The 23,292-nt window shown below is 70.3% G+C and carries 20 protein-coding genes; 7 read left to right on the top strand and 13 right to left on the bottom strand.

Translation table 11 applies throughout. From position 1 onward, the window contains the following. Positions 1-19: 19 nt before the first annotated feature. Together CLV30_RS16080 and CLV30_RS16075 are read left to right on the top strand one after the other, a co-directional pair. Complete coding sequence (locus CLV30_RS16080; RefSeq protein ID WP_106538255.1) at positions 20-466, top strand: DUF1707 SHOCT-like domain-containing protein; 447 nt, start codon at positions 20-22, stop codon at positions 464-466. 170 nt (positions 467-636) lie between these two features. Continuing rightward, positions 637-1,527 (top strand): class I SAM-dependent methyltransferase, encoded by an 891-nt coding sequence (locus CLV30_RS16075; RefSeq protein WP_106538254.1) that lies wholly within the window; start codon positions 637-639, stop codon positions 1,525-1,527. Between the two features lie 77 nt (positions 1,528-1,604). On the opposite strand, the gene CLV30_RS16070 is transcribed toward CLV30_RS16075, so the two are convergent. Further along, a complete protein-coding gene (locus CLV30_RS16070) occupies positions 1,605-2,579 on the bottom strand; it encodes a 4-hydroxy-3-methylbut-2-enyl diphosphate reductase (RefSeq protein WP_106538253.1) in 975 nt (324 codons plus the stop codon). 47 nt (positions 2,580-2,626) lie between these two features. Here CLV30_RS16070 and xseA point away from each other — a divergent pair, with 47 nt between their 5' ends. The 3 genes from xseA (at position 2,627) to CLV30_RS16055 (ending at position 4,622) form a co-directional block, all read left to right on the top strand. Further along, on the top strand, positions 2,627-3,868 hold the full coding sequence (xseA, locus tag CLV30_RS16065; RefSeq protein ID WP_106538252.1) for an exodeoxyribonuclease VII large subunit: 1,242 nt from the start codon (positions 2,627-2,629) through the stop codon (positions 3,866-3,868). Positions 3,869-3,931: 63 nt separating this feature from the next. Further along, the gene (locus tag CLV30_RS16060; RefSeq protein WP_205740993.1) at positions 3,932-4,342 is read left to right on the top strand and encodes a nitroreductase family deazaflavin-dependent oxidoreductase; all 411 of its coding nucleotides are present in this window, start codon (positions 3,932-3,934) and stop codon (positions 4,340-4,342) included. Positions 4,343-4,397: 55 nt separating this feature from the next. Beyond that, on the top strand, positions 4,398-4,622 hold the full coding sequence (locus tag CLV30_RS16055; protein WP_106538250.1) for an exodeoxyribonuclease VII small subunit: 225 nt from the start codon (positions 4,398-4,400) through the stop codon (positions 4,620-4,622). Between the two features lie 45 nt (positions 4,623-4,667). On the opposite strand, the gene CLV30_RS16050 is transcribed toward CLV30_RS16055, so the two are convergent. From CLV30_RS16050 to CLV30_RS16000, 11 genes are all read right to left on the bottom strand, one after another. Beyond that, positions 4,668-5,198, bottom strand: coding sequence for a DUF4245 domain-containing protein (locus tag CLV30_RS16050; RefSeq protein ID WP_165358697.1), 531 nt, complete (start codon positions 5,196-5,198; stop codon positions 4,668-4,670). Between the two features lie 121 nt (positions 5,199-5,319). Continuing rightward, complete coding sequence (locus CLV30_RS16045) at positions 5,320-6,372, bottom strand: sulfate/molybdate ABC transporter ATP-binding protein (RefSeq protein ID WP_106538248.1); 1,053 nt, start codon at positions 6,370-6,372, stop codon at positions 5,320-5,322. Next, entirely contained in the window at positions 6,372-7,175 is an 804-nt protein-coding gene (locus CLV30_RS16040) for an ABC transporter permease (protein ID WP_106538247.1), read from the bottom strand. The genes CLV30_RS16045 and CLV30_RS16040 overlap by 1 nt, the downstream gene beginning before the upstream one ends. Continuing rightward, a complete protein-coding gene (gene modA, locus CLV30_RS16035; RefSeq protein WP_205740992.1) occupies positions 7,172-7,987 on the bottom strand; it encodes a molybdate ABC transporter substrate-binding protein in 816 nt (271 codons plus the stop codon). Before modA ends, CLV30_RS16040 begins: the two co-directional genes overlap by 4 nt. Continuing rightward, a complete protein-coding gene (locus CLV30_RS16030) occupies positions 7,984-8,388 on the bottom strand; it encodes a TOBE domain-containing protein (RefSeq protein WP_106538246.1) in 405 nt (134 codons plus the stop codon). The genes modA and CLV30_RS16030 overlap by 4 nt, the downstream gene beginning before the upstream one ends. A gap of 141 nt (positions 8,389-8,529) precedes the next feature. Then, entirely contained in the window at positions 8,530-9,246 is a 717-nt protein-coding gene (locus CLV30_RS26550) for a DUF1707 SHOCT-like domain-containing protein (RefSeq protein WP_165358696.1), read from the bottom strand. Beyond that, positions 9,239-9,868, bottom strand: a complete 630-nt coding sequence (locus CLV30_RS16020) for a DUF1707 SHOCT-like domain-containing protein (RefSeq protein ID WP_106538245.1) — start codon at positions 9,866-9,868, stop codon at positions 9,239-9,241. The genes CLV30_RS26550 and CLV30_RS16020 overlap by 8 nt, the downstream gene beginning before the upstream one ends. A gap of 109 nt (positions 9,869-9,977) precedes the next feature. Further along, positions 9,978-11,249, bottom strand: coding sequence for an ABC transporter ATP-binding protein (locus CLV30_RS16015; RefSeq protein ID WP_106538244.1), 1,272 nt, complete (start codon positions 11,247-11,249; stop codon positions 9,978-9,980). Positions 11,250-11,276: 27 nt separating this feature from the next. Beyond that, positions 11,277-12,125 (bottom strand): carbohydrate ABC transporter permease, encoded by an 849-nt coding sequence (locus tag CLV30_RS16010; protein WP_106538243.1) that lies wholly within the window; start codon positions 12,123-12,125, stop codon positions 11,277-11,279. Further along, positions 12,125-13,081, bottom strand: a complete 957-nt coding sequence (locus CLV30_RS16005; protein ID WP_106538242.1) for a carbohydrate ABC transporter permease — start codon at positions 13,079-13,081, stop codon at positions 12,125-12,127. Before CLV30_RS16005 ends, CLV30_RS16010 begins: the two co-directional genes overlap by 1 nt. Further along, positions 13,078-14,364, bottom strand: coding sequence for an extracellular solute-binding protein (locus CLV30_RS16000; RefSeq protein ID WP_205740991.1), 1,287 nt, complete (start codon positions 14,362-14,364; stop codon positions 13,078-13,080). Before CLV30_RS16000 ends, CLV30_RS16005 begins: the two co-directional genes overlap by 4 nt. A 125-nt stretch (positions 14,365-14,489) precedes the next feature. Between CLV30_RS16000 and CLV30_RS15995 the strand changes: the two genes are divergently transcribed. Further along, positions 14,490-15,173 carry a spermidine synthase family protein gene (locus CLV30_RS15995; RefSeq protein WP_106538240.1) on the top strand — a complete coding sequence of 228 codons (684 nt, stop codon included), beginning with the start codon at positions 14,490-14,492 and terminating at the stop codon, positions 15,171-15,173. A 192-nt stretch (positions 15,174-15,365) separates the two neighbouring features. After that, the gene (locus CLV30_RS15990; protein ID WP_129711066.1) at positions 15,366-21,881 is read left to right on the top strand and encodes a metallophosphoesterase; all 6,516 of its coding nucleotides are present in this window, start codon (positions 15,366-15,368) and stop codon (positions 21,879-21,881) included. A 280-nt stretch (positions 21,882-22,161) separates the two neighbouring features. Here CLV30_RS15990 and CLV30_RS15985 read toward each other — a convergent pair whose 3' ends face one another. Continuing rightward, positions 22,162-22,956 carry a ferritin-like domain-containing protein gene (locus tag CLV30_RS15985; RefSeq protein ID WP_106538238.1) on the bottom strand — a complete coding sequence of 265 codons (795 nt, stop codon included), beginning with the start codon at positions 22,954-22,956 and terminating at the stop codon, positions 22,162-22,164. Positions 22,957-23,292 lie beyond the last annotated feature (336 nt).

Raw genomic sequence — 23,292 nt, 5'->3', positions numbered from 1 at the left:
TGCCGGAGGGGAGGCGGTCATGAGCGACGACACCATCCACCGTCCCGAGTACCGCGCGTCCGACGACGATCGCGACGTCGTCGCCGGTGATCTCCGCGACGCTTTCGGTGAAGGGCGCCTCGACCAGGACGAGTACGAACGCCGCCTCGACGCCGCGTGGCAGGCACGCACCTACGGCGAGCTCGACCTGCTCACCGCCGATCTCCCCCAGCCGTTGGAGCGGCAGAGGGCACAGGTGCGCGCCGAACAGCAGCGCAAGGCCGACGAACGGCAGCGGCGCGAGATGGCCCAGTACTTCGGCGAGTGGAAGGCCTGGCTGGGCGGCGCCGTCATCATGATCGGCATCTGGGCGATCACCGGCGTCGCGTCCGGCGAGGTCCAGAACTTCTGGCCCGGCGTTCCGCTGGCCATCTGGGCCGTCGTCCTGCTCGCCGGTGGCCTTGGCGGCCGCTGCGCCAAGGACTGAGCACACCGGCGGACTCTCCGCGACCAATCCGCTGCGCCGGTGATCGATGCGCCGCCATCACCAGGCGTGTCTACGCGTCACCAGGCCTGCACGCCTCGTGACGCATGCAATTCCATGCTGGGCGGAAATTCGGTAGCCCGGCTCTTCGCCCTCATCTACGGTCAGTCTCCATGATCTACCAGGACCCCCTGGCCTTTCTGATCGGCCTCGAAGGCGTCGCACTGCTTGACGGGTGGGCCGGTGATCACGATCGCGAGTTCACCGATGCCCGGCTTGCCGAGATCCGCCGATTGCTCGACGACGAGAAGTTGCGTGACCGCGGGGTGCACGCCGGGTGGGCGGGCCCGGCCGACATCTACCAGCAACGCTCCGCCAGCTATGACGCACAGGCAGGCGGCGGGCTGTTCGACGTCGACGTGCCGTTCGTCACCGAGTTTCTGAGTGACCGGAAGCCCGGCGTAGCGCTCGACGCTGCCTGCGGGACCGGCCGCTTCGCCGAACTCCTCGCCGAGAGCGGGCACCAGGTGATCGGCGTCGACAGCTCACCCGACATGCTCGCTCACGCTCGCCAGCGTGTCCCCGACGGCGAGTTCCACGTCGGGGACGTGGAACGGCTGCCACTGCCGGACGACTCGGTCGACGTCATCGTCTGTGCACTCGCCCTCGTCCACGTCCCTGACCTCGCTCCTGCATTGGCAGAGTTCACGCGCGTGCTGCGTCCCGGCGGCGACTTGGTGATCTCGGATGTGCACCACGAACTCGTTACCCGCGGCTCGGCGATCAAGGGATCGGACCCGGGAGGCGAACCGCGCATCGTGACCACCTGCCGCCACCAACTCGGCGACTACCTTCGCCCGGCCTTGAGCCTCGGTCTGCAGGTCAAGCGGTGCGAGGAGCCACACAGCAACCGTGCGGCCGGACCACTACCCGAACCAACGACCGAAATCGGAGACTGGCAAGACTGGCCATGGTCGCTGATGGCCTACATGCCCTCGGTGGTCCGGGCGGCCAGCGGTCGACCCTCGCTGGTCATCTGGCACTTCCAACTCCCCGACCCGTGAAGCGGGCGCCACAAGCTGCCCGCGGCACTGTGCGCCGAAGACTGAGCTCAGAAGACTGAGCCCACACGACTACATGATCATTCCGAGGCAGCAGACGACTTGAGGTCGCGGCGGAGTTCGCGGGGCAGCGAGAAGATCAGCGACTCCTCGGTGGTGCGGTGCTCCTCGACCGTCGGGAAACCACGCTCGGCCAGCCAGTCGATCACCCCGGCGACGAGGTCCTCCGGGACCGATGCGCCGCTGGTCAGCCCGACCGTGCGGACCCCTTGCAGCCACGACTCGTCGATCTCGTCAGCGTTGTCGACCCGGTGAGCGTCGTCCGCGCCGGCCTCGAGCGCCACCTCGACCAGGCGCACCGAGTTGGACGAGTTCGACGACCCGACCACCAGCACCAGCTCTGACTCGGCGGCGATCTCTTTCACCGCGACCTGGCGGTTCTGCGTCGCGTAGCAGATGTCGTCACTGGGCGGGCTGATCAGGTCCGGGAACCGCTCGCGCAACCGGTCGACGGTCTGGAACGTCTCGTCGACCGACAACGTCGTCTGCGACAGCCACACCACCTTGGACGGATCGCGCACCTCGACGTTCTCGACGTCGTCCGGGCTCTCGACCAGCTGCACGTGCGACGGGGCCTCACCGGCGGTGCCCTCGACCTCTTCGTGGCCGTCGTGGCCGATGAGGACGATGTCGAGGTCGTCCCTGGCGAAGCGCCGCGCCTCGTTGTGCACCTTGGTCACCAGCGGGCAGGTGGCGTCGATGGTGCGCAGCTCACGCTTGGCGGCCTGGTCGTGCACCATGGGCGACACACCGTGCGCGGAGAACACCACGAGTGCGCCCTCGGGAACCTCGTCGAGCTCCTCGACGAAGATCGCGCCGCGCTCCTCCAGCGTCTCGACCACGTGCTTGTTGTGCACGATCTGCTTGCGGACGTACACCGGTGGCCCGTAGTGGTCGAGCGCCTTCTCGACCGTGATGACAGCCCGGTCGACACCCGCGCAGTACCCGCGCGGTGCCGCCAGCAGGACACGCCCCTCAGCAGTCATGGGACCCATCGTATGTGCGACGGCGCCCTGCTCGCCCGAGCACGTAACGTGTCCCCGTGGCCTTGGACACATCCCCGGAGAAGCCGGCGCCGGTGCGGGTGATCTCGCAGCTGATCGGGCAGTGGATCAGCCGCCTCGGCGCGGTGTGGGTCGAAGGGCAGGTCGCCCAGTACTCGCGCCGGCCGGGAACGTCCACCGCGTTCCTGACGCTGCGCGACCCGTCGGCGGAGGTCTCGGTCACGGTCACCTGCCCGACCCGGCTGCTCGACGCCATGGAGGCGCCGCCCACCGACGGTGCACGGGTCGTCGTCCACGCCAAGCCGTCCTGGTACCACACCCGAGGCACCCTGTCGTTGGCGGCGGACGACATCCGCCCGGTCGGCCTCGGCGACCTGCTCGCGCGGATCGAGCGGCTGCGCAAGATCCTCGCCGCCGAAGGTCTGTTCGCGACCGACCGGAAACGTCCGCTCCCGTTCCTGCCGCGCGGGGTCGGGCTGATCTGCGGGCGCGACTCCAAGGCCGAGCACGACGTGCTCGAGAACGCCCGGCGCCGGTGGCCGGGCGTGCGTTTCCGCGTCGAACCGGTCGCCGTTCAGGGCGTGAACGCGGTGAGCCAGATCCTCGAGGTGCTACGCGCACTGGACCGTGACCCGGACGTCGACGTGATCATCATGGCTCGTGGCGGCGGTTCGGTCGAGGACCTGCTGCCGTTCTCGGACGAGTCGCTGGTCCGAGCCGTCGGCGCCGCGTCCACCCCGGTCGTCAGCGCCATCGGGCACGAGAGCGACACCCCGCTGGTCGACCTGGTCGCCGACTATCGTGCGTCGACGCCGACGGACGCGGCCCGCCGCAGCGTCCCGGACGTCCACGAGGAGCTCGAGCGGGTGGCGCGTGCACGCGAGCAGATCCGGGCGACGATGCGCCGCTGGCTGGAACGCGAGCGCGCCGGCCTGGACTCGATGCGCTCGCGCCCGGCCCTGGCGAACCCGCACCACGGCATTCGGCTGCGCACCGACGAGCTGGCCGGACTGGTGCAGCGGGCCCGCCGGTCCGTGCGCCACCTGCTGGACCGCGCCGCGTCCGACGTGGAGCACACCCGTGCCCGTGTCCGGGCGCTCTCGCCGGCGGCCACCCTCGACCGCGGCTACGCCGTGGTGCAACGCTCCGACGACGCCGTCGTCCGCGACCCGTCCGAGGTCAGCGCCGGTGACCGGCTACGACTCCTGGTCAGCGGAGGCGAGATCGCCGCCACCGTGGACGAGCCGCCGTCGGCGGACTCCGCACCGGACACGGAATAGTTCATCGACGGTCATCGCTGAAGATGGTCCATCACCTCAGCGCAGACCGACAGGAGCACCCCCGTGTCGTCGTTCAACGAGAACATCATCACCGAGTTCCGCTCAAACGCCGGACAGGTCGGCGGACCGTTCCAAGGCGTGCCTCTGCTCCTGCTCACCACCACGGGACGACGCAGCGGGCGCGCGATCGTGACCCCGCTGGCCTACACGAGCGTCGACGAGCGGATCGTCGTGGCCGCTTCGAACGGCGGCTCCGACGACGACCCGGCATGGTTCCGCAACGTCCAGGCGGACCCGGACGTCACCGTCGAACTCGGTGACCGCACCATCTCCGCGACGGCCGTGGTGCCGGACGGCACCGAGCGCGACCGGCTCTGGGCGGCGCACACCGAGGCGATACCGGACTTCGGCGCCTACGAGGAGCGGACCGACCGCACCATCCCCGTCGTCGTCCTCGAGCCTCGGCCGGCGTGACGGATCGGCGCCCGCCGGTCGCGGGAGCCGGTACGCCGCGACTAGGGTGCCGTCCATGACCGACGCCGAGCCGACGTACGAGGAAGCCCGCGACGAACTGGTCCAGATCGTCGCGAAGCTCGAGGCGGGCGGCACGACGCTCGAGGATTCGCTGGCCATGTGGCAGCGCGGCGAGGAGCTCGCGGCACTGTGTGAGCGCTACCTCGAGGGTGCGCGCGAACGGCTGGACGCGGCGAGCCAGCAGGACGCGCCGAGCCAGCAGAACTCCCAATCGGAGTGATCACCAGGGGACGACGTCCGCCCCGGCGACAGTGCGCCCTGACGATCACCGGAGCCGCGCGGTGAACTGCTCCAGAGACGCGTACGACATCGTGCCCATGACGATGGTGATGGCGCCGTCGTGCACGCGGACCAGCGCACGGTCGGGTGCGTTGCCGTCCTCGATCATCCGCGTCCAGCGGGTGCCGTCGACCGTGCTCTCTCCGTCGGCGGTGAACCCGTCCAGGTGCTCGTCGCGATACGCCTCGATCTCGCCGTCGGACTGACGCAGGCCGACGTACTGCTCGTCCTCGGTGAGAAAGCCCAGCCGCCACCGGTCGCCGCCGGCCTCCTGCGCGAAGTCGACGCTGGTGGCGCGCCAGCCCTGGGGAAGATCTCCGGGCGCCAGCACCGGGTAACCGTACTCCGCTCGCGCCACCTCGAGCGCGGCGGAGTAGTCGACCGGTTCGGGCAGCCGCGGTTCGGACTCGTTGAGCAGGTTGAACACGACCGCGACGACGGCCAGCGCACCGCCGAGCACCAGGACGCTGCGCAGGATGTCGCCCAGCGACGGGTTGCCTCGGCTCGAGCGTGCCATGCCTCTCATGGTCCCAGCCGCACGGCGCCCGGACGGAGCCGCCCCCGCCCGCGTGCGGGGCCGCTCCGACCGCCGCACACGGCCCGGCCGGACCGCCGTACACGGCCCGGCCGGAGGGCGTTCACGCCGGGTAGGCGCTGATCTCGCCGGCCTTGACGGACGCCCAGGCCCGCACACCCGGCGCCAGCCCCAGGTCCGCGACCGCCAGCGGCGTCACGTCCGCCAGCACCGGAACCGGGCCGTCGGCCGTCACCCGCACCAGGTCGCCGTGCGCCTCCAGATCGCGGACCGTGACCGGCCAGGCGTTGCGCGCCGAACCCTGTGGACGCTCCGGGCTGAGCACCACCGCGACCGGAGGGAACGCGATGTGCACCGGGCCGTGTGCGTCGTGGGCGAGCGTCACCTCCGCGCGGTCGCCCACCTCGGCGACGCGTCCCCGGGCGGTGCCGCGGAGCAGGTTGAGGCCCACCAGCCGAGCGACGTAGTCGGTGCGCGGGCGCCGCGCCACCTCGTCCGGTGCGCCCTGCTGCACGACCTGCCCGCGCTCGACGACGACGATCCGCTCCCCGAGCACCATCGCCTCCAGCGGGTCATGCGTGACGATCACCGTGCAGCCCTCGTAGCCGGCAAGGTGCCGGCGCAGCTGAGCTCGGACGATCGGGCGGGTTCCGGCGTCCAATGCCGCGAGTGGCTCGTCCAGCAGCAGCAGCCGCGGTTCGACGATCAGCGCCCGGGCCAGCGCGACCCGCTGCGCCTGGCCGCCGGACAGCTCGCCGGGTCGCCGGCGCTCGTGCTCGCCGAGGTCCATCCGGTGCAGCCACTGCCGCGCGTGTTCTCGGGCGCAGCGGCGCGTCTCACCGCGGGCGCGCAGCCCGAACGCCACGTTCTCGAGCACCGTCAGCCCCGGAAACAGCAGATAGTCCTGGGCGACCAGACCCACCCCGCGGTGGCGCGCCGCGGTGCGCCGGCCGTGAGCGACGTCGTCGAGGACCGTTCCGTCGAGTGCGATCCGCCCGGCGTCGGGAGGGAGCAGCCCGGCGAGTACGTCAAGAAGTGTCGACTTGCCCGCCCCGTTCGGGCCCAGAAGGGCAACCACCTCCCCCGCACCGACCTCGAGATCCACCTGCAGCCGCAACTCGCCGCGGTCCACCTCCACCCGCGCTGCCAGGCCCATCACGCACCGACCCAGCGCCGTCGCATCGCCACGAGCACGGCGACCGACACCGCGATCATCAGCAGGCTCAGCACGATGGCCGTGTCCGTGTCGCCCGAACCGATGGCCACATAGGCCTGTAGCGGCAGCGTGCGGGTGGTGCCCGGGAAGCTGCCCGCGAATGTCACCGTCGCGCCGAACTCGCCGAGCGCACGGGCCCAGCACAGCACCGCTCCGGCCAGCACGCCCGGCGCCACGGACGGCAGCGTCACCCGCCGGAACGTCGTCCACGCCGAGGCACCGAGCGTCGCCGCGACGTCGTCGTAGCGGCGGTCCGTCGTCCGCAGCGCGCCCTCCACCGAGACGATCAGGAACGGCATGGCGACGAACGCCTGCGCCAGAACCACCCCCGCCGTCGTGAACGGCAGGCTCACCCCCAGGGCCTCGTCCAGCCAGCCGCCCAGCACGCCACGCCGGCCGAACACCATCAGCAGCGCGATCCCCCCGATGACCGGCGGCAGCACGAGCGGCACCGTCACGACTCCGCGCAGCAGCGAGCGGCCGGGCATCCGCGTGCGGGCCAGCAACCAGGCCACCGGTACGCCACACACCAGCGACAACGCCGTCGCGGCCGTCGCCGTCGTCAGCGACAGCCGCAGCGCCGTGAGCACCGCGTCCGACGACAGGATGTCCGGCAGCCGCCGCCACGGCGCGCGCAGCAGGAGCCCCACCATCGGCAGCACCAGCACGGCCACGCCGAGCACCGACGGGACCAGCAGCGCCACCGGCACCCGCCCGTCCGTCCGCCGCCGGTGGCCGGTCATGGCTCGAGGAAGCCCGCCTCGGCGAGGACGTCCCGGCCGAGCTCGCCCGTCACCGCGTCGACCACCGCGTGCGCACCGTCCGGGTTCGGCGCGTCGGCCATGACGGCGACCGGGTAGTCGTTCACGACGGCGCCGGCCCGCGGAACGTCCACGGTCTCGACCGCATCGCCCGCCGCCGCGGCATCGGTCAGGTACACCAGGGCCGCGTCGACCTCGCCCAGCGAGACCAGCGACACGGCCTCCTTGACGTCCGTGGTGAGAGTGTCCGGAGCGGCCTCGACCCCCGCCCTGTCCAGCAACGCCTCCGCCGCGGCGCCGCACGGGACCCTGGGCTCGCAGACGGCGACGCGCAGCTCGTCGCGCGCGAGGTCGGCCGGGCCGGTCACGTTCCCCGGGTTGCCCGCCGGGACGGCGAGCGCCAGCGTGTTGCGGGCGAACACGCGCGGCGTCCCGTCGACGACGCCCGCCTGCACCGCCGTGTCCATGGTGACGGTGTTCGCGGTCGCGAGGACGTCGGCCGGCGCACCGGCGGCGGCCTGCTCGGCGAGTCCTGAGCTGGGCCCGAACGAGAACGTCACCTCGAGGTCCGGGTACCGGTCCGCGAGCCGCTCTCCGAGCGTTTCGAACGGCTCGGTCAACGACGCGGCGGCCAGGACCGTCACCTCGCCCGAGATCCGCGCGCCGGAGCCGTCCGCCGGCGAACCGTCAGGATGCGAGGCGCCCTCCGCGTCGCCACCGCAGGCGACCAGCAGGCCCGCCACGCCGATCGCCTGGACGAGCATGCCGACGCGCCGCGCACCTGCGTCCCTCATGACCACGGCTCCGGGAGGTCGACGACGACGTTGGTGGCCTTGACCGACGCGATGGCCGCGACGCCGACCTCGAGCCCCAGCTCGTCGACCGCCTCGGCGCTGAGCAGCGACACCACCCGGTGCGGGCCGGCCTGGATCTCGACCTGGGCCATCACCGGGTCCCTGCGGACGCCGACGACGATGCCCGGGAAGTGGTTGCGCGCGGACTCGCGCGGCATCGGCAGCGCGGTCTCGGCCGGCACGATCTCGCGTGCGACGCGCGCGAGCTCGACGCCGTCGACGACCTTCCGTCCGGCGTCGTCGCGGTACAGCTCGACCTTTCCCGCTTCGGCCCACCGCCGCAACGAGTCGTCACTGACGCCCAAGATCCGGGCGGCCTCGGCGATCCGAAAACACGGCATGAAGTCGAGAATACTCCCGCATCTGCGGTGAGTATCCGCTGAACTGTCACGATTTGCGGTACACGGTCGACGGCGGTGATCATCGGCAGTTCCATGACCCGGAAAGTGCCGATGATCATGGGAAAGGACGGACGTTCCCGATCAGCGCCGCGGCGCGCGCACGACGACCTCGCCCAGCACCACGAACCCGCGCACCCGGTACACCGGCCCGCCCTGCACGGCGGCCGAGCGCAGCCGCATCTTCCGCTCGCCCAGCACGTTGGCGCCGTGCTCGAGACGGACGTCGGCGCCCTCGGGCGCGATCAGCGTCACGCTGCCGAGGACGACGCCGACCTGGATCTCGACCTCCGGCGAGCGCACCACCGCGTCGGTGAGGTCGATGACGATCTCGCCGAGCACCGTCGTGAGATCGAGCCGCGCGGGCACCTCCCAGCGACCCTTGCGCTTCTCGGTGCTGAGGATCCCGGTGATGCGTTCCGGGGGCGGCGGAGGGCCGTCGGGGACGGGCGTCTGGTGACGGGCCGGCGCGCCGGACCCGTTCGGACTCGCCGCTCCGGCCGCTCCCGCCGTGGTGTCGGGCTGCCACTGCGGCGCCGGCGCGGCGCCCGGGACCGGGTACGGCCCCTGCGGCAGGTCCCGTGTGATGGGTTGCAGGTCGCCGTAGGTCCGCGCCTGGAACGTGGCGTCGATGCGCTCGTCCAGTTCGGTCAGGGTCAGCCTGCCGTCGGTGGCCGCCTGGCGAAGCGCCTCGGCCACCCGCTCGCGGTCGACGTCCGAGCAGCGCAGATCGGCGCCGCTGCGCACGTCGGGCAGGTCGGCCTCCGGCCCGCGACGCGGCTGCTCCTGGCCCTCAGCCATCGTCGCCGTCCCCCTTGCGCTGCACACTGACGCCGCCGAAGACCGCCCGGCCGTAGACCTTGACGACGGGCGGGTCACCCGACGGCTGCCGCTTGCTCGCGTCGTCGGAGAAACCGCCGAACACGCCGTCACCGTCGACGATCACGTACACGTCCTCGGGGACGACGATGTTGACGCCGCCGAAGACGGCCTTGACCCGGATCTCGACCTCGTCCGCCTCCAGTTGGGCCTTCCGCAGGTCGAGCTCGGCGCCACCGAAAACGGCCTTGACCTTGTAGCACCTGGGCACGACCCACTCGCCGCGTCGCACCAGCCCGGCGAAGACGGCCTTGCCTTCGGAGCGGCCCGCTCGACCGCCCACCCGGCCGCCCGGCACCGCTTCGCGGCTGGTGGCCGCCGGTGACGAGGAAGGTTCCGGAGCGGTCGGCGTGGCTCCGGGAAGGTCCTGCGCCACGGGTTCGAGATCGGCGTAGGTCTTCGCGGCGTAGAGCGCGTCGATCCGCTCGTCCAGCTCGGTGAGGCTCAACCGCCCGTCGGATGCCGCCTGCCGGAGGAGGTCCGCGACGCGCTCACGGTCGGCGTCGGACGCCCGCAGCGCACGTTGATCGCGACTCTCTTCCACAACACATGACCTTAGCAACCAACGTGCCGTCCGCAGGGAGGAGAAGTCCCCGACATTCCACCCCGGGGACGGTACGCCGCCGGCCGCGCGGGGCCCGGCCGGAGCCCGGTCATGGCGACGGATTCTCGTCAGCGGCCGGCGACGGCTCCGGTGCGGACGCGTCGGACGTGGCGCCGGCGCCTTCCGACCCCGCCGCGCCGTCCGACCCTGCCGCGTCCGCCGCAGCCACGCTGAGGTTGCGCCCGGTGGCCGGGTCCAGCACGTGGATCTTGCGCAGGTCCAGCCACAGCTCGGCCGTCGTCCCCTCGGGTATCCGGCTGGTCGCGTCCAGCGAGACCACCAGCTGGGTCCGCATCGCCTCACTGTCCAGCTCGCGCTCGAGATCGGCCAGCTGCGCGCGGATGTCCTCCGGCGCCTCGTAAGGGACGTAGGCGTACTGCTCGTTGCCCAGCCACTCGATGACGTCGACGTTCGCGTCGAACACGACACCGTGCTCGCGGATCGTGTCCGGCACCACCGACGAGTCCTCGAACGACTCCGGCCGCGCCCCGAGCAGCACGATGTCGTGCCCGCCGAGGTCGGGCCGCCGGGACTCCGGCAGCCGCCACTCGCCGAACGGCGTGTGCAGCTCGCCGTCGCTCACGGTGGCGGGGATGAAGTTCATCGGCGGCGAGCCGATGAACCCGGCGACGAACAGGTTGACCGGGCTCGTGTACAGGTCGCGTGGTGTCGCCACCTGCTGCAGCTCGCCCTTGCGCAGCACCGCCACCCGGTCGCCGAGCGTCATCGCCTCGATCTGGTCATGGGTGACGTAGACGGTCGTGATGCCGAGCCGCTTCTGCAGCCGGGAGATCTCCGCACGCATCTGACCGCGCAGCTTGGCGTCCAGGTTCGACAGGGGCTCGTCGAACAGGAACGCCTGCGCCTGCCGGACGATGGCGCGCCCCATGGCGACCCGCTGGCGTTGGCCGCCGGAGAGGTTCGCCGGTTTGCGCTGCAGGTGTTCGTCCAGCTCGAGCAGCTCGGACGCCTGGTGCACCCGCCGGTCGACCTCGGCGTCGCCGAACTTCGCCAGCCGCAGCGGGAACGCGATGTTCTCGTAGACCGTCAGGTGCGGGTACAGGGCGTAGTTCTGGAACACCATCGACAGGTTGCGGTCACGTGGTGCCTTCTCGTTCACCCGTTCGCCGCCGATGAGCATGTCGCCGCTGGTGATGTCCTCCAGTCCGACGATCATGCGCAACAACGTCGACTTGCCGCACCCGGACGGGCCGACCAGGATGACGAACTCGCCGTCGGCGATGTCGAGGTTGACGTCGCGGACCGCCCGGTAGCCGTCGCCGTACTGCTTCGTGATGTTCTTCAGCGTGATATCGGCCATGGGGTTCTCCTACGGACTTCGACGACGTCAACCCTTGACGGCGCCCTGGGTGAGGCCGGAGACGATCCGGCGTTGGAACAGCAGCACCAGCACCACGACCGGAATGGTCACCACGACGGCCGCGGCGGCGATCGCGCCGGCCGGGTCGACGAACTGGGACGCGCCGGTGAAGAACGCCAGCGCGGCAGGCACCGGGCGCGCCGCCTCCGTCGATGTCAGCGAGATGCCGTAGACGAAGTCGTTCCACGCGATGAAGAACGAGAGGATCGCGGTGGTGAAGACGCCTGGCGTCGCCAGCGGCACGATGACCTTGCGAAAGGCCTGCCAGGTGGTGGCGCCGTCGACCTGGGCCGCCTGTTCGAGCTCCCACGGGATCTGCCGGAAGAACGCCGACAGCGTCCAGATCGAGATCGGCAGCGTCAACGACAGGTACGGAATGATGAGCCCCGGCCACGTGTCGTAGAGGCCGATGTTGCGCCACAGGTTGAACAGGGGCGTGACGATCGAGATCACCGGGAAGATCGCCACCGCCAGCGCCGTCGTCAGAATCACCCGTTTACCGGGGAAGTCCAGCCGGGCTATCGCGTAGGCGGCGAACGTCGCGAGCACGACGGAGATGAACGTCGCGAGCAGCGAGATGCCGACGGAGTTCCGCAGCGCGGACAGGAACAGGTCCTGGGCGCCGCCGGCGAGAATGTTCTCGTAGTTCTCCCAGACCCACGTGGTCGGCAGGAACCGGTTGCTGCCGAGGTCACTGGGCGTCTTGAAGGACACCGACACGATCCAGGCGACCGGGAAGAGCGCGTAGGCGATCACGACCACACCGGCGATCCACCACAGCGAACGGTCCCGCCTCGAGACCTTCCCCTCGTCCATCACCGCTCACCTCTCGCGCTGGCCAGGTCGACCTTGAACAACTTGATGAACGTGAAGCTGATCAGCACGACGCAGAGGAACAGCAGCACCGACACCGCGGACCCGAGCCCGATCTCGAGCCTGCTGATGGTCTGCCGGTACGCGAGGAACGACACGACCTCGGTGTTGTTCGCCCCTTGGGTCATGATGAACACGTTGTCGAAGATCCGGAACGCGTCCAGCGTGCGGAACAGCAGCGCGACCATGACCGCCGCTTTCATGTTCGGGATCGTCACCTTGTACATGCGCTGCCACCAGGTCGCACCGTCGACCTTGGCCGCCTCCTGAAGATCGTCCGGGACCTGCGCGAGCCCGGCCAGCAGCAGCAGCGAGATGAACGGGGTCGTCTTCCAGATCTCCGAGGCGATGATCACCGTCACCGACGTGCCGAACTCGCCGAACCAGTTGGTGTCCGCGCTGATGCCGGGCAGCCAGCCGAACCACGAGTTCACGAAGCCGGTGCTGATGTCGAATGCGTAGAACCACGCGAACGCGGACACCACGGTGATGATCGCGTACGGGACGAGGATCACGGTGCGCAGCAGCGGACGCAGGGCGCGCAACGCGCGATGCATCACCAGTGCCAGCGCGAAACCCAGCACCGCCTCGACCGCCACGGTGATGACCGTGATCAGCACGGTCACCCCCACGGCGCTCCACCACACGCCGTCGGTGAGCACCACGCCGTAGTTCGACAGGCCGATGAACTCGCGAGCTTCGGGGTCGGTGAGGCGGTACTGGAACAGTGACTCGTAGAACGCCTGCGCGATCGGATAGGCCGTGACCAGGAGCATCACCACGAACGCGGGACCGGCCAGCCACCATCCGAGCCTCCGCTCGGCCCGTGCTCGTTCACTGACCGACGCCGGCACCTCGGCCTGCTCGGCGGCGATGTCCGGAACGGGGGTCGTCGTCATAGCAACCTCTCCCCTTGCAGCACCTCGGTGATGAAGGTGGCTGCCTCCTGCGGCGTGGAGTCCGGCCGGACCGAACTCGGCGGGTGCCATGTGTTCTGCAGACCGGTGGACACCTCGTTGTAGTACGGCGTCTTCGGTCGTGGCCCGGCCTGCTCGAGCGACTCCCGGATCAGGTCCGCCATAGGGAACGTCTCTTGCACGTCCGGGTCCTCGTATGCCTCGGTGTTCGACGCCGGGTTGCCGTTGGACACCATGTAGTAGGCCTGGTTCTCGACGCTGACGATGCACTGCGCCGCGTCCATCGCGAGGTCGACGTGCTCGCTGAACGCCCCGATTCCGAGGTTGATGCCGCCGTACGGAGGACGTGACGGCTCGCCCTCGACCATCGAGGGGTACTGCGCCCACCCGATGTCGTCGATCAGTGACTGGTCCAGCGTTCCTTCCTCGACGCCCGCCAGCGTCGCCGCCCAGACGAACGGCCAGTTCACCATGAACGACCCGTTCTCACCCTGGAACTGCAGCATCGACGCGTTCTCGTCCTCGTTGGAGAACCCGGGCCCGCCGAGACCTTGACGGGCGATGGTCCCGATGATCCCCGCGGCCTGCCGGCCGGCCTCGGACTGCAGGCCGAGCTCGACATCCTCCACCGGCGCCTCCGGGTTGGTGAGGACCTCGCCGCCCGCCGAAGCGACCAGCGCGTTGATCCACACCGTCAGCGCCTCGGCGCGGATGCCCTGCACCCCCAGGTACTTGTCCTGCTGTGCCGCCGCGTCGATGAGTTGTTGCCAGGTCACCGGCTCGTTCGCCGGGTCGAGGCCGGCCGCCTCGGCCACCGACTTGCGGTACCAGAGCAGCTGGGTGTTCGCCCAGAACGGGACGGCCACCAGCTCGTCCTTCCAGGTGGCGCCGTCGATGGCGCTCTGGACGACGTTCTCGGTGACGGCCTCGGCCACGTCGTCGGGGATGTCCGCGAGGAACCCTGCCTCGGCGAACTCGGGGATGAACGGCGGATCCATGCTGATCAGGTCGATGGACGAGTCCTCGGCCGCGAGCCGCCGCGCCAGCTGCTCGCGCTGCGCCGACGCCTCGCGAGGCAGCAGCGACGTCTCGATGCGGTACTCGCCCGCGGCCTGTTCGCTGCAGCGGTCGGCGATCTCCGCCTGGCCCCCGGCGTCGGGGTTGATGTACCAGGTCAGCGTGGGCGGGCCGGAGTCGCCTCCGCATGCGGGCAGGCCCAGGGCCAGCGTCACCGCCACAGCCAGTGTTGCGCTTCGTCTGCTCACGTCGCCTCCAGGAGCAGTCATGCGCCGCCCCTGGTGACCGCCACGTCATCGGAGCGCCCAACTGTGATGAAGATTACGTGATCAGTACCCGCCGGCCAACCGAAATCGACTCGTACGCTGCTGCTGTGTTGGATGGACTGGAGACCGTCGAGCGCGTCGACGGGGTCGGGGGCGAGGTCGTGGTCCGGCGGCGAGCGGGCACCGACGGCGCCGACGTCTACGAGCTGATCGTCAACGGCACGTTCCTCATGGACACCGCCGAGACCTCGACCGAGCGCCTGCTCGCGACCACGTTCCTCGACCGGCACGACGCGCCGGGCCGGGTGCTCGTCGGTGGGCTGGGGTTCGGGTTCACCGTGCAGGAGCTGCTGGCCGACGCCCGGGTTCGCCGCGTGGACGTGATCGAGATGGAGCCGGCGCTGGTGCGGCTGCTGCGCGCCGGAACGGTGCCGGGGGCCGACGTCGTCGTCCGCGACCCGCGGGTGCACGTGTCGGTCGACGACATCCGGTCGGTCATGCGCGCGGGCACCGCGGAGTCCTACGACGGCATCCTGCTCGACGTCGACAACGGGCCGGACTTCCTCGTCCACGAAGCCAACGACGAGGTGTACCGGCCACCGCTGCTACGTGCCGCCGCGCACCGCCTGCGCCCGGGCGGGATGCTCGCGGTGTGGTCGTCGGCGCCGTCGGCGCGGCTGTCGTCCGACCTCACCGACGTCGTCGGCGACGTCGAGGAGCTCGTCCGCACCGTGCGGCGCGAGGGCCGCCACGTCGACTACCACGTCTACGTCGCGAGCCGGCCGCACTAGACCGGCGCCCTCGCGCCGGTCTAGTGCGGCCGCACTAGACCGGCGCCCTCGCGCCGCGGCGCTCACCGCACTGCCGATCCGGCCAAGGCCTGTTTTCTGCCTATTCATGCCGATCTCCGTCGACGGCCACACTGCGCGCCTAGCGTGTCGAGCCCAATGTCCGTCGAGGAAGGGCTTCGCGTGAGGATGTCGTTGGCACGGATTCTGACCGCAGTGACGCTGGCCGGGGCGGTTCTGGTTCCGCTCGGCAGCCCACCGTCGCCGGCCACGGCGACCACCCAGCAGCCCTCGGCGTCCGAAGGCCTGGACGGGAGCGGCACGGCGTCCGACCCGTACCTGATCGGAACCGAGGCCGACCTGGTGCAGTGGGCCGAACTGCTCAACGCCGGCGACCCGGACTACACCGGCGCCAAGACGTTCCAGCTCACCGCGGACATCGCGCTCACCGGTCCGGTGCCGATGGTGCGCGACTTCGACGGGGTCCTGGACGGCGCCGGTCACACCGTCTCCGGCTACACCGCGGACGTCGACCTCCCCGCGACCGACCCCGCGGCCTTCCGCGCCGGGTTCATCCTCCGCAACGACGGGACGATCCGGAATCTCACGCTCGACGATCTCGACGTCACCTGCTCCGGCAGCAACGGCGCCGAGACCGGGCACACCTGCGCCGGGCTGGTCGCCGACAACCACGGCGCCATCGTCGCCAGCGCGGTGCACGGCACCGTCGACGCTCCCGGCTTCGAGAAGGTGGCCGGGATCGCCGGCGGCAACTACGGCGGCACCATCCGGGACACCGTCTTCACCGGCGAGGTCACGGCGAAGTTCATGCCCGGCGGGATCGCCTCGTACAGCAACGGCGGCGCCGTCGTCGAACGGACGGTCGTCGACGCGGATCTCGTGGCCACGTCGACGGAGCCCACGGCGGGCCGCGACGGGCAGCGCGGCAACGACGCGGGCCTCGTCGTCGCGTACTCGAACGGCATCACGGTCCGCGATAACGTTGTCACCGGTGGTTCGATCAGCTACGCCTATCCCGGCGAGACCACCGGCTTCTACGGGCGCATCTCCGGGTACGACGGGTACAGCAACGACCTCAGCGGTAACCACGCCTACGCCGACGTGCTGATCAACGGCGACACGGTCACCGGCACGGCGACCGGCCAGAACGGCGCGGACGTCTCCGCCGACACCCTGCGCGACCAGGGCTTCTACGCCACCCTCGGGTTCGACTTCGAGACGGTGTGGCAACTGGACCCGGACACCGGTCTGCCGGTCCTGCGCGAGCCCGTCAGCACCGAGCCGGTCCCGCCGCTGCAGGGGTCCGGCACGGCCGAGGACCCGTACCTGATCACCACCGAGGCGGAGTTCCACAACTGGGCCGCCCTCGTGAACGACCCGACCAACATCGGCCACTCCGGCGAGCGGCACTACCGCCTCGCCGCCGACATCACGCTGACCCGGCCGTTCGCCATGGTCAACGAGTTCCGCGGCACGTTCGACGGGGCCGGGCACACGATCAGCGGGCTGACTCTCGACACCGACCTGTCCACCCGCAGCGTCGCCGCGATGGTCGTCGAGAACTCCGGCGTCATCGAGAACCTGGTGCTCACCGGCGTCGACGTGACCATGTCCGGCGACCGCGGACCGGTCACCGGACCCACCGCCGCCGCGCTAGTCGCGCGCAACCACGGTGACGGCGTCGTGCAGTCGGTCGCCGTCCAGGGCCGGATCGAGGCGCCGGGCGCGGAGAAGGGCGCCGGCCTCGTCGGCGAGAACCAGGGCGGCACCATCCGCGACTGCTCGTTCGAGGGCACGGTCCGGGCGAACCTCATGGCCGCCGGCGTCGTCGCGTACAACAACGGCAACGGCACCGTCCAGCGCTGCCTGGTCGACGCCGACGTGCACACCATGTCGACCGAGCCGGTCGAGGGCCGCGACGAGCAGCGCGGCAACGACGCCGCCCTGGTGCTCGCGTACCCGAACACCGGCACCGTGCAGGCCAACGTCGCCTACGGCGGCTCGATCAACTATGCCTACCCCGGCGAGACCAGCGGTTTCTACGGCCGGATCACCGGATACGACGGCTACAGCCGCATCCTGCGGGACAACCTCGCCAGCCAGGACATCACCATCAACGGCGAGACGGTGTCCGGCCTGGCCACCGATCCCAACGGGGCCGACCGCACCGCCGCCCAGCTGGCCGAGCGCGGCACCTACGAGGACCTCGGCTGGGACTTCGGCTACACGTGGGGGTGGAACGCCGAGCGGTCCCGGCCGGTTCTGGAGTACGCCGACACCTCGATGCGACCGGACCGGATCACCGTCACGTTCAACGGCGACGCCGGGACGCGGAAGGGCTTCAGCTGGTACACCCGCGACGAGGCGGCCGAGCCCGTGGTCCGCCTGAGTACCGCTCCGGACCTCGCCGACGCCGTCGAGATCGCCGCGGACACCGAGGTGCTCCCTGACGGTGTCCGTTACACGGCGCTCGCCGACGGGCTGGTGCCCGGCGCCACCTACTACTACCGGGTGGGCGACGCCGCGACCGGCAACATCAGCGCCGTCGGCACGTTCCGCACCGCTCCGGACGAGGGTGCGTTCTCGTTCGTCAGCCTCACCGACACCCAGTCGCAGAACACCGCCGAGGCGCAGGTCTCCGCGGAGACGATGGCCAAGTCGCTGGCGACCGTCCCGGACGCTGCCTTCATGCTGCACGGCGGCGACGTGGTCGAGGACGGCACCAACGAGAAGATGTGGAAGGACATGCTCAACCTCGCCGGCGGCAGCCTGACGCGCACGACGGTTGCCCCGGCCCCGGGCAACCACGACGCCGGCGCGGGAGCTTTCGTCGACCACTTCAACCTGCCGCACCACGGCGACACCACCGACGGGACGTACTACTCGTTCGACTACAGCAACGCGCACGTCGCCGTGCTGAACACGAACGAGGACCCGGAGACGGGCGTGTCGCAGGAGCAGCTGGACTGGCTGCGCGACGACGTCACCGCCGCTCGCGAGCGTGGCGCCGAGTGGATCATCGTCACCATGCACAAGGGCCCTTACACCACCGGCGTGCACCTGGACGACCCCGACGTCGTCGCGATGCGCGACACGGTCGTGCCGCTGATGGACGAGCTCGACATCGACCTGGTGTTGCAGGGCCACGACCACATCTACTCGCGCACCGAGCACCTCGCCTACGACCCGGAAGGCGTGGCCAACGCCCGCCCGGTGGAGACGAGCCGCTACACCGAGCTGGTGGGCGGCAAGCGGATCGAGTACTCGGTCAGCCCGGACGGCACCCGGTACCTGCTGCCGAACACCGCCGGCGCCAAGCACTACGACCAGGCCACCGACCCGAACGGCATCGACATGGATGCCTACCTCGGCCTGTTCGACCGCTCCGACCAGGGCAGGAAGAACACCGCGTCGGAACGGAACGCACAGTACTTCGCCGGTGTCAGCGTCGACGGCGACCGGCTCGAGGTCATGATGTACCAGATCAAGGACCGCGCCCAGCCGTTCGCGCTCGAAGGCTTCGGCATCGACCGCGAGGTCACACCGGTCGTCGAGGCCATCGAGGCCCTCCCGGATCCGGCCGACGCCACCAGCGCGGACCAGCCGGCCGTCACGGCGGCCCGCACCGCCTACGACGAGCTCAGCCGTGGCCAGCAGAGCGCGGTCACCAACGCCGGCCGGCTGGCCGCGGTCGAGCACGCGCTCGCCGCGGTCGACGGCGCGGTGCCGTGGCACGTCGACGGCGCCGGCCACCGCCAGAGCATCGCCGTGCGCAACACCACCGGCAGCGCCGTCGAGGACACGCCGGTCCTGCTGCGCCTGGATGACGTCCCGCCGGGGACCGCCGCCGGCGAGCTGCAGCTCGTCGACGCCGTCGGGCATCCGGTGCCGTACGAGATCGAACACTGGGATCCGGCCGGGACCAGCACCGTCTGGGCCCGGATGGCCGACGTCGGTGCGGAGTCGGCGAGTCACCTGTGGGCGTACTACGGCGCCGCGGCCCCGTCGAACGACCCCGCCGATGTCTGGCGTGGTGACCACCTGCTGGTCGAGCACTTCGACCGGTCCACCGCGCCCGGAGAACGGCTCACCGACTCCACCGGCCGGCGCACCGGTACCGTCCGCGGAGCCGGCCTGACCGCGCACACCACTCCCGGCGGGACTCGTGCCGCCGACTTCGCCGGGACGAAGGTCCGCTACGGCGACGTGGGCGGCGGGCTGGACCAGATCACCGTGAGCGCCGTCGTCCGTCCCGACTCCGAGCAGCCCGCGGACCTGTCCGCGATCGTCGCCAAGGACATGCTGGGCAACGGCGGCAACGACACGTTCCGGCTGGGCCTGGACGCCGCGCAGCAGAAGCTGCTCGCCACCCACGTCGGTGTCTGGTACTCGTCGAACAGCACTGCCCGGCGTGGCTCCGAAGGCGCGGTCGAACTGCCGGGTGACGGCGAGCCGCACCTGCTGACGCTCAGCTACGACGGCATGACCTTCACCGTCTTCCTCGACGGCGAGCTCGTCCACCAGAACTTCGCCGAGTACCGCACCACGCTCGGCGGCCCGGACACACCGACCACCATCGGCGCGTTCTCCGACCCAGGCCGGATCCGCGGCGGCTTCTCCGGCACCATCGACGAGGTCCAGCTGACCGGCAACCGGACCAGCCCGGACCTCGAACGGTTCCGGTACGGCACCTGGTTCGGCGACGCCGTCGGCTACGGCGCCGTCCGGGAACGATCCGACGACGCCGTCGACCTGGGCGTGTCGCTGCCGATGGCCGGCAGCGCCGCCGACGCCGGACCGGTCACCGTCGACGGTGTGCTGACCGAGGACGCTTCGCTGACCGCGACGGTCGACGGGCGCGACCACGACCTCGGCACCGTCGGCGCCGGCGAGTTCACCGTCGACGTTCCCGTGTACGCCGTCGGTGAGCAGGCCGTCACGCTGACCGCGTCGTCCGGCGACGGTGACACCGACACCGCCGAGGTGACCCTCGAGGTGACCGACACGGCGGCGCCGTCGACGCCCGAGGTCTCGGACACCTCCGTCGACGGCGTCGTGGTTCCCGGTCACGACGAGGCCCGGCTCGACGCCGAGGTGGACGCCGGCACCGGTGAACCCACGTCGGTCCAGTTCATGCGCAGCCGGGCGGTGCAGCTGGACGCCGATCAGGTCACCATGCGGTCGGGCACCACCGACGCCCGGTTGCCCGACGACGTCCGCCCCACCGACGGCGAGGTGTCCGGCGAACCGTTCACGACCACCGAAGGGAACGGCGTCACTCCGTACCAGGTCTTCGACGTCGAGCTGACCCGGAAGCAGCAGGTCCGCGCCGAGTCGTACCGGCTGAGGTGGACCGGCAAGGCCGAGCGCGAGGTCACCGCCTACTACTGGGACCACGCGCAGGGCAGCTGGGTCGAGGCGGGCTCGGCGTACGGGCCGGACGGCGAGACCGCGTCGATGGACATCGACATGCCGCGCAAGACCGCACTGCGGGACGGCGAGCTGACGCTGCTGCTGTGGCGCGGGCTCGACGAGGACCCGGCCGAGCGCGACAGCTACGACCCGCGGCCCGGTGAGTTCGACTTCAGCTACGCGATCATCCCGGACACCCAGCTGTACGCGCAGAGCTACCCCGGGATCTTCCGCCAGCAGACCGAGCACATCGCCGAACAGGCGGACGTCAACAAGACCGCGATGGCCCTGCATCTCGGCGACGTGGTCAACCGGCCGTGGCTGTCCGAGGAGTACCAGTGGCGCGCCGGCGACGCCGCCATGGACGTCCTCGACGACGCCGGTGTCCCGTACGCGATCACCTGGGGCAACCACGACTACGACAACGGCACCAACAGCCGCATCCTGTACGAGCGCTGGTTCTCCGCCGACCGGCTGCGTGAAAGCGCCGGTGAGATGTGGGGCGGCTCGAAGGGCATCGACGACGCGTACTACCTGATGGAGCGCAACGGCGCCAAGATCATGGTGCTGACCGTCGGCTACTTCGCGAACGACGAGGACCTGGCCTGGGCAGCCGAGGCCATCGAGGCGCACCCCGACCACTCGGTCATCCTCGTCACCCACTCCTACACCGGCACCCCGGGCGGGCTCTCCGGCGAGGGGCCGCGGCTCCGCGACACCCTGGTCGCGCCGTACGACAACGTCAAGCTGATCCTCAGCGGTCACGTCAGCGGCGTCGGCATGCACTACGAGGAGATCGACGGCCGGCCCGTCTACGGCGTGCTCACCAACTACCAGGGCCTGCCGTTCGGCGGCCTCGGTTTCCTGCGGCACCTGAAGTTCGATGTCGAGAACGATCTCGCCTACTTCACCACGTACTCTCCGTACACGGGCGAGACGACGTCGCCGTACGGCGACCGGCAGATGACCGGGCCGGGCGGGTACCACCAGCGCGACGCCGACAACTTCGTCATCCCCGTCGATCTCGGAGGCACGTCGGTGCGCACGCTGACCACGTCGTCGCTGAGCCTGGCGACGGAGCCGGACGAGCCCATCGGCGACCCGGTTCAGCTGGTCGGCCCGGACGTCGCGTCCGTCGAGCTGCGCCGACCGGACCTGCGGCCGCGGACGAGGGTGCGCTGGTACGCGGAGGTCACCGACGCGGCCGGTCACCGGACGGTCAGCGAGCACCGATCGTTCGCGGTGGAGCGGTACCGGCCGGGGCTGCCGCGGGAGTGATCCCCGCGAACCGCCACCCCTGGTGCGAGCTGTGTGTTCCGCTGCCACTCACAACGGCAGCGGAACACGCGGCTCGTACTGTCACCTGATCGTCGTTTTGTCACCTGATCAACTCGGCGCCGACGATCAGGTGACACAGACCCGACAGAACCCGAGGTGACTGCGCCGGAGCAGTCACCTGATCACCTCCGTCATGTGGACGCCAAACGATCAGGTGACCGTGGAGCGCCCTCCGGCGCACAAACGTCACCTGATCATTTGGCGTACCGCGACCGCGGCGTCAGGCGGGGATGGCGCGGGCGTCGAGGGCGTCCTCGACGATGGTGAGCCCGGCCAGGCCCGGCATCTTCTGGATGTTGCCGTCGATGATGCGGGCGGCACGACGGCCGTCCGGCCCGCTCATCAGGTGTCCGAGGACGTGCCGGACCTCGGACTCGGCCATCACTCCGGTTCCGACCGGGCCCCAGGACTTCCGCAGTGCGAAGCGCGCCAGCTTCTGCGCCTTCTTGCTACGCTCCAGCCGCTCCCGCGCCTGGGTGGCGTAGAAGGCGACGTGCCGCGCCTCCTGCTTGGCGATCCGCTTGAGCAGTTCGGCCAGGACCGGGTGGTCCTGCAGCTCGGCGAGACGGTTGTACGCGGTGATGGCCGACCACTCGTTCGCGGCACCCCAGATCATGTGCACCGCCACGAAGTCGACGCCGACGATGTTCGCGAGCATCGACTGCTTGATCGGATCGAACTTGTCCCGCCAGCCCATCTTCAGCCGTACCGCCTTCAGATGGTCGTAGTCGACGCTCACGCCGTGGATTCCGAGGACGTCGGCCAGCGCCTCGCCGTGCCAGAACTCCTCCATGTTCCACATCGTCATGAAGGCCGTGACGTCCGGATCCTTGTGCGACGGCGTGACCAGCATGTCGCGCAGGTAGCAGACCGTGTGGTACTCGACGTCGCACATGTACCGCAGGGTGCGCAGGGTTTCGGGAGGCAACGGATTGTCGAGGAACTCGTCCAGCGGCAGGTCCTGCCACTTCACGCCTTGGGAGTTCCGGGTGTACTCGCGGATGTCAAAGGCCATTGACGGTAGCAACGAGGCACCGGATCGCGGCCGCCCCGCCGCGTCCCCCTCTCCAGTGTGACCTAAAACGAAGGCTCATTCTCTATGAGAAGAGTATGCCCACGTCCGATCGATCACGGCAAGGTGACGAACGGCACATTCGTGCACCGACCCGTCACCCGAGGGCGGCTCGCCGGCAGGGGCAGGGCAGCCCCCGACCACACCGGACGGCCGTCACCAGGCTTCTTCACGCATCACCAGGGGTGGAATCTATCGGTGTAAGCAACGCCTAGTGGAGAGGGTGTTGTGATTGCCGAGGGCGTTGCCGTATGAGGTGCGTGAGGGGTTCTTCGCGCT

The organism is Haloactinopolyspora alba (assembly GCF_003014555.1).
GTDB classification, from domain to species: domain Bacteria; phylum Actinomycetota; class Actinomycetes; order Jiangellales; family Jiangellaceae; genus Haloactinopolyspora; species Haloactinopolyspora alba.
Note: the sequence above shows the minus strand (reverse complement) of the source record. Positions and strands in the feature narration are given on the sequence as shown.

Bases quoted from the DNA above. Each gene is read 5' to 3' on its own strand.
- CLV30_RS16015 (WP_106538244.1), bottom strand. From the start codon at position 11,249: ATGGCCGATATCACGCTGAAGAACATCACGAAGCAGTACGGCGACGGC.
- CLV30_RS16030 (WP_106538246.1), bottom strand. From the start codon at position 8,388: ATGCCGTGTTTTCGGATCGCCGAGGCCGCCCGGATCTTGGGCGTCAGT.
- CLV30_RS16080 (WP_106538255.1), top strand. From the start codon at position 20: ATGAGCGACGACACCATCCACCGTCCCGAGTACCGCGCGTCCGACGAC.
- CLV30_RS16050 (WP_165358697.1), bottom strand. From the start codon at position 5,198: ATGGCACGCTCGAGCCGAGGCAACCCGTCGCTGGGCGACATCCTGCGC.
- CLV30_RS16045 (WP_106538248.1), bottom strand. From the start codon at position 6,372: ATGGGCCTGGCAGCGCGGGTGGAGGTGGACCGCGGCGAGTTGCGGCTG.
- CLV30_RS15985 (WP_106538238.1), bottom strand. From the start codon at position 22,956: ATGGCCTTTGACATCCGCGAGTACACCCGGAACTCCCAAGGCGTGAAG.
- modA (WP_205740992.1), bottom strand. From the start codon at position 7,987: ATGAGGGACGCAGGTGCGCGGCGCGTCGGCATGCTCGTCCAGGCGATC.
- CLV30_RS16005 (WP_106538242.1), bottom strand. From the start codon at position 13,081: ATGACGACGACCCCCGTTCCGGACATCGCCGCCGAGCAGGCCGAGGTG.
- CLV30_RS16010 (WP_106538243.1), bottom strand. From the start codon at position 12,125: ATGGACGAGGGGAAGGTCTCGAGGCGGGACCGTTCGCTGTGGTGGATC.
- CLV30_RS16055 (WP_106538250.1), top strand. From the start codon at position 4,398: ATGACCGACGCCGAGCCGACGTACGAGGAAGCCCGCGACGAACTGGTC.
- CLV30_RS16040 (WP_106538247.1), bottom strand. From the start codon at position 7,175: ATGACCGGCCACCGGCGGCGGACGGACGGGCGGGTGCCGGTGGCGCTG.
- CLV30_RS16070 (WP_106538253.1), bottom strand. From the start codon at position 2,579: ATGGGTCCCATGACTGCTGAGGGGCGTGTCCTGCTGGCGGCACCGCGC.
- CLV30_RS16075 (WP_106538254.1), top strand. From the start codon at position 637: ATGATCTACCAGGACCCCCTGGCCTTTCTGATCGGCCTCGAAGGCGTC.
- CLV30_RS26550 (WP_165358696.1), bottom strand. From the start codon at position 9,246: ATGGCTGAGGGCCAGGAGCAGCCGCGTCGCGGGCCGGAGGCCGACCTG.